Raw genomic sequence first — 5,715 nt, forward strand, 5'->3', positions numbered from 1 at the left:
ACCTGACCTGCGCAATGCCCTACTGGCCGCGAAGGCGGCCGGTTACGATCATGTGATCGTCGACGGTTCGGTGATCGAGACCGACCGGGTGCGCACCCCGGTCCCACCAAAGACGTGGATCTCTGGCGGTCCGGGAAGATCCATAATCATGGCGGCAACGTCCAGGTCGCCGTCCCGTACAAGAAGCCCAAGGGCGAGGCCCTTCCCGACGACCAGAAGCAGCACAACCGGGTCCACAACGCGCTGCGGGCTGTCGGCGAACGCGCGAATGCCCTTCTGAAGCATTTCCGGGCCCTGCGGAACATCAGCCTCGGCCCCTGGAAGATCGGTCTCATCGCGAAAGCCGCCCTCGTGATCCTTCACATCGAGCACGGCCGCACCACCTGACAGCCAACACGGGAACACGCCAGGCGCCCGGCAGGCGTCACTACCGCAAAGTAAGGCCGGTTTCTGGCACCCCACAGGCGGTCACGGGCTGATCAGTGGTCGGAAGGCGGCCTGTATCTGGGAATCGGAGGGGCTGACGTAGTCCTTCATGTCGTAGCGGAAGGTGCGATAAGGGTCAGGGCAGCTTGCGCCGCTGATCTCCACTCTGGTGTCGGTCACGAGTCGTCCGGTTCGTAGCTCGTAAACGCGAACGCGCAACGCCACCCGGTAAAACGTCACGTTCTCGACGCCTAAAAATTGATATTGGCAGGTTGCGACCGCGGCTCCGAACTCGGCGTTGCCGACGCAGAGCACCCGGGTGGCAGTGGTGACGTCATCGGTCCTCCACTCGGCGGGGAGATTGTCCACGTAGTCTTTGTTGCCGACTATCAGTGCGCGGTTCGGCCCGCCGGAAGGGGCGGCTGCGTACGGTACCGGAGCGGAGCAGTACGCCGGTTGGTCGGAGTCCGGCGACTCCAGCAGACGGCGTAGGGTCGCCAGCTCGGCCTCCCGTTCGCCGCGTATCCTCGCCTCCTCGGCATCCCGCTCGCGGCGTATTCTCGCATCCTCGATCTTCTGGTTGGCCTGTTGTATTCCCTCTCGGGCTTTGGCGGCAAGATTGTGGCCGGGGTACTGGTCGAGCAGCTGCTGGTATTTCGCCCGCGCATTCTCCCAGTCCCCGGCCGCCAGGAACGTGTTGCCGCAGTCGACCAGCGCCGCAGGCGCGAGCTGTGGGACGACCTGGGCGGCGCGGTCCAGCCCCTTGCCGCCGGGCGGCCGCGCGGCGAGCCACGTGAGGATCTTCACGGTGTTGCAGGGATCCTTGGTCGGTAGGCCGTTGAGGAACCGGTCCAATGCTCCCTGCACCATGGTTTCATGGCCGGGCAGCTCCGTGAGGATGGTGGAAAGCTGCCGGAAACCGGTGTCCAGGGCTGCGGTGTTACCGGCCCGCCCGGCGTCGAAATCACCGGCGACCGGCCGCAGCAGTGCGCATGCCTTGACCATGTTCTCGCCGTCGGCGACCGGAGAGACAGCGACCATGCGGTGAGCGGGCGACACCCTGGCCGTGGCGGCCTCCGCCCGCGGGCAGTCACCGGTGCGGTGGGCCGCGGCGACGTCCCCCTCGATCTGCGCGATGGTGAACCGGAGGAAACCGAAGGCCAGCAGTACCGGGAGCACTAAGGCGAAGGCGATGACCCCTTGTCTCCTCGACCGGTCCGGCCGGATCCGGCCCCGGCGCGGTCGCCCACCAGCCAGATACCAGCCGTGTGCGATGACGGCCACCCACCACAGCAGCACGACGATCCCGAACCACAGTGTCTGCGCGACCGAGGCGAAGATGATGAGGAGCTCGGCTGTGATCAGGGTGACGACGACGGCGAGCTGTCCCCGGCCCAGCATCAGGTACCCGCCACCGAACAGGGATGCGTTGGCAAGCGCGACGGCCAGCGGGTCACGGGGCCGGGCCGCAGCCTTCGGCCTTGGCTCGGCCTGCGTCATGGGTACGTCCTTCCTGCTTCTTTGGCTCTCGCTCGTCGGCCGGCCGCCCGGCCTCCGTCGCCGACCACTTAGGCGGGCGGTGTGATGCGGAGGATCACCGTTCGGTTACGGGTGTCACCGGCAGGGCCGTCAGGATGAGGGGGGACGGCGTTGCCGGCCGCAGAGATCGTGAGGGCGGCGGCGGGGACGCCGGCCTGACTCAAGATCTTCGCCGCGGACGCGGCGCGGGCCAGACTCAGCGCGGTGTTGTCGGGGAACGGGCCGCCGGGGCGTACCGGGAAATTGTCGCTGTGTCCGACGATCTCGACGGCGATATCGGGTATCGCCGCCAGCCGGATACCCAGCCCGGCGAGCGCCGCGCGGCCTTGCGGGCTGGGGGTGTCGTACGTGGCGAACAGCGCGTCGTGGAAGACGACGACCACCTGGCCGCCGGCCTTGGCGATGGTGACCTCCGGTCCGGCTAAGCGCGCGGCCAGGTCCGCCGTCACATTCACCGATTCGGTGGGAGCCGGCGCGGGGGCCGTTGCAGGGGCCGGCGCGGGGGCCGCTACCGCCGGGTTGGTCCGGTCGTGGCCGAACCGCCAGCCCCCACCGAAGGCGAGAACGACGAGCAGGGCGGCGACACCGCCCCGGACGCGGCCGCTGCCGCGGCGGGTGCGCAGTCGTTCGAGGCGGCGCAGGCCCGCTGTGGCCCCGTCCGTGGGGCCGTCCATGGCCAGCGCAGCCCGCCAGTGACGCTCGGCGTCGCCGAACCGACCCTGCTGCGCGTGGATCCGGGCGAGCAAGTCGTGTTCCGCCGCGGTGTGGTCGCGCCCGGTCGCCAGCTCTGTGAGGAGGCTGACGGCGTGCTCGTACCGGCCGGAACGGGCCAGCGTGACGGCCTGCCCCCGGACGACCTCGCCGATCAGCGCGACGTGGGTGGTGTCACCGAGACTTGTAGACATTGCTGTAGGCCTCCGGGTCCGCCTGCCTGTCCTCGGGCGGAAGCAGGTCGATAAGCTGTCGGACCACCGTCCGCAGCCGCTCGATGTCGTTGCTGTCGACAGCGCGCTGCCCGTCCGCGATCAGGCGTGCGGCCAGGGCCTGGTCGCGCAGCTCGGACCGCTGTTCGACCAGCCGGGTGAAGCGGGCCATCGCCACGGCACCCGTCTTTCGGTCGAGCATCATGGCCAGGTGACCGGTCAGCTCGTCGACGAGGGTCTTCAGGTGCGCGGCGTCCTGACCGGCCAGCGCACGGCGAATGTCGGCGGCGAGGAGCTCGTGCCGCCGCCGGTCCTTGGCGTCGCCGTATTCCTCGATCATCCCCGGCGCGTCGTGGAGCACCCGGTTCGCCCATTCGACCAGTGAGGGCCACTCCAGCGCATGTTCGACGTCGTCGAGCTTCGCCCGCAGGTCCAGCATCCGCTTGCCGGCGGTGCTCGCCGCGTCCGCGTCACCGTGTTCGGTGGAGGCCACGTCGTTCTCGAGCTGATCGACTGCCCGCTCGTCGTCCAGCTCACCGAGGATGGCGAGCGCTGCCGGGTCGGACGTACGCCGCGCGTCGGCGCGCAAGGCATCCAGCCGCTCCTGCTCGGCGTTCAGCGCCCGGCGCAGCTCGGCCGGGGCCGGAGCGCTCTCGGTCGTCAGGTCGTGGACGGCGTCGAACTCCTCGTCGAGGATCGGCACGTACGCCCTGGTGGTCACCAGCCGGGAGGCGTCGATCTCGATCACCACCTCGATCTCGCTGTTGCGCGGGATGTTGCGGGCCACCTGGTCGGCGAGGATCTCCAGCGCGCCCACCTGCCGGTTGCGGTCGGCCCGGGAGTGCTCCCCCTCCAGGATCGGGATCCGCAGCAGACCGCCCGACTGGCCGCGGGTCAGCAGCACGGTGCTCCGCAGGATCTCGCGGGCCTTGCCGGGGATCCGCGTGCCCTTGGCCAGCAGCCAGGAGACCTCGTTGCCGGCCAGCGCCACCCCGATCGAGTGGGTGAGAGTGGCGGCCGGCGCGACTGTGCCGAGGGTGTAGGTCAGCTCCGCGGGCTGAATCCGCTCGCGGGTTCCGGTCGGGTCCTCCAGGACGATCTCATAGGTGTTCCGCCGCTCGGGCTCGGCACGCAGGGTGGTGATGAACGAGCCGGCCGCCGGCAAAATGATCTTACCGCTGTGCCACGGCGGGCGGGCCTCGGCGTTGACGAACTCGACGGTAGACCCCTCAAGCTTGCGGCCGGCCGGGCCCCGCACCACCCCGCCGACCACAGGCTCCGGATCGGAGCCGATCGGCTTGTACTCAAGGTCCACGGTGTAGGCGACGTCGGGGCGCGCCGGCTCCGCCGGCAGTCGCTGGGTCCCAGCAAAGATCGCCGCGCCGCAGGCCACGACGGTCATCGGGTCCTGGCTGACATCCAGCTCGATGCCGAGACCTTCGGTGAGCCGCCGACGCAGGTACGGCATGAGGGTGGGCCCGCCGACGAGCAGTACCCGGTCGATCTTCTCCGGCGCGAGGTGGCTCTCCCGCAGCGCGGCCTGGCAGATGTTGATCGCGCGGGCGACGAAGGGTTCGGTCAGCTGGTCCACATCCGCGCTGTGCAGCTCGTGGACGAACTCCACCGGGTTCCCGCGGGAGTCGGTGCACAGCGGGGGCTCGCTGATGTCGATCAGCGCCGATTCCGTCGAGGACAACTCGATCTTCGCGTTCTCTGCGGCCGCCTTCAGCTTCGCGATCGCCTGGGCCCAGGTGGGCTCGCCCCGGCCGAAGCCGGGGAGCGAATACTGCTGGAGCAGCGCGGGAATCAGCAGCTGTTCGACGATCGCCCAGTCGATGAGTTTCCCGCCGAGGAAGTTGTCACCACGGTGGTTGACGATGTCGAACTCGCCGTCCCGGATATGCACGACCGAGGCGTCGAAGGTTCCCCCGCCGAGGTCGAAGACCAGCCGGTAGATGTTGTCCTCGTCGCGCTGAAAACTGTAGGCGAGGGCGGCTGCGGTCGGTTCCTGCAGCAGCGGCGACAGTTCCAGGCCAGCGGCCTCGGCGGCCCGCCGGGTGGCGTCGGTCTGGTTCAGCTCGAACGCGGCCGGAACGGTGATGACCGCGGCCCGGATGTCCTCCCCGAGCTGCCTGGTGACATTCGTCTTGAGTGCCCGCAGCACATGCGCGGACAGTTCCTCCGGGGTCAGCGCCAGACCACTGTTGGCGAATGTCGTCGCCTGGTCGCGCAGCCCCATCTTAAGCTTGAACTCGGCGGCGGCGTTCGCCGGATCGGACTCGACGCGTTCCCGGGCCCGTTCGCCGACATGGATCCGGCCGTTGCGGTCAGCGTAGACCGCCGACGGCGTCGTGTCGTGCTGGAACGCGTTCTTGATGATGCGGGCCTTCGTTCCGTCCAGGACCGCAATCGCGCTGTTGGTATCGGCTATCCGCGGTCGCGGCGTCCCGGCTTTGCCAATGCCGTACCCGAGCAGATCTGGAACATGATTCTCATCGACCTGGAGAACGGCGCGGTCGCGACGCCGTTCCGGGCGTTGCTGACCTCCGCCCTGCGCGACCAGCCCCACAACCGGGTTTTCCGCCTGCTGGCGCAGCGATACGGCGTCGACCCCACCGCCGGCTGACCGGCCTCGGATGGCAGGTGGGCTGTGTGGTCGGCGGGGTTACGCTGATCGTCGCAGGGCGGTTCCGGTGAGCAGCCGGTGAGCAACGGGGGCGGTTGTGGACGAGCAACGGGGGACCGGTTCGGGGGCATTCTCGAGCAACGCCCAGCCCGTGGACGGCGCCCTGCGTGCCTGGGCGGTCGCCCATGCCCGCACCGTAGG

4 protein-coding genes and 1 pseudogene are annotated in these 5,715 nt (G+C 69.2%); 2 read left to right on the plus strand and 3 right to left on the minus strand.

Annotation, left to right across the window (positions count from 1 at the left end; translation table 11 throughout):
* Positions 1-387 (plus strand): annotated as a pseudogene (locus tag U9977_RS13830) (transposase family protein); the annotation flags it as partial.
* Positions 388-468: 81 nt separating this feature from the next.
* Here U9977_RS13830 and U9977_RS13835 read toward each other — a convergent pair.
* From U9977_RS13835 to U9977_RS13845, 3 genes are all read right to left on the minus strand, one after another.
* Positions 469-1,926: a hypothetical protein gene (locus U9977_RS13835; RefSeq protein WP_322749656.1), complete on the minus strand. Its 1,458-nt coding sequence runs from the start codon at positions 1,924-1,926 to the stop codon at positions 469-471.
* A 68-nt stretch (positions 1,927-1,994) separates the two neighbouring features.
* A complete protein-coding gene (locus tag U9977_RS13840) occupies positions 1,995-2,870 on the minus strand; it encodes an OmpA family protein (protein ID WP_322749657.1) in 876 nt (291 codons plus the stop codon).
* Entirely contained in the window at positions 2,851-5,364 is a 2,514-nt protein-coding gene (locus U9977_RS13845; protein ID WP_416210603.1) for an Hsp70 family protein, read from the minus strand. Before U9977_RS13845 ends, U9977_RS13840 begins: the two co-directional genes overlap by 20 nt.
* On the opposite strand from U9977_RS13845, the gene U9977_RS26975 reads away from it, so the two are divergent.
* A complete protein-coding gene (locus U9977_RS26975) occupies positions 5,245-5,514 on the plus strand; it encodes an effector-associated domain EAD1-containing protein (protein WP_416210604.1) in 270 nt (89 codons plus the stop codon). The two genes, U9977_RS13845 and U9977_RS26975, sit on opposite strands and share 120 nt — an antisense overlap.
* Positions 5,515-5,715 lie beyond the last annotated feature (201 nt).

Origin of the sequence: Protofrankia sp. Cas8 (assembly GCF_963555845.1) — a bacterium.
In the GTDB taxonomy this organism is placed as follows: Bacteria; Actinomycetota; Actinomycetes; order Frankiales; family Frankiaceae; genus Protofrankia.

Bases quoted from the DNA above. Each gene is read 5' to 3' on its own strand.
- U9977_RS13835 (WP_322749656.1), bottom strand. From the start codon at position 1,926: ATGACGCAGGCCGAGCCAAGGCCGAAGGCTGCGGCCCGGCCCCGTGAC.
- U9977_RS13840 (WP_322749657.1), bottom strand. From the start codon at position 2,870: ATGTCTACAAGTCTCGGTGACACCACCCACGTCGCGCTGATCGGCGAG.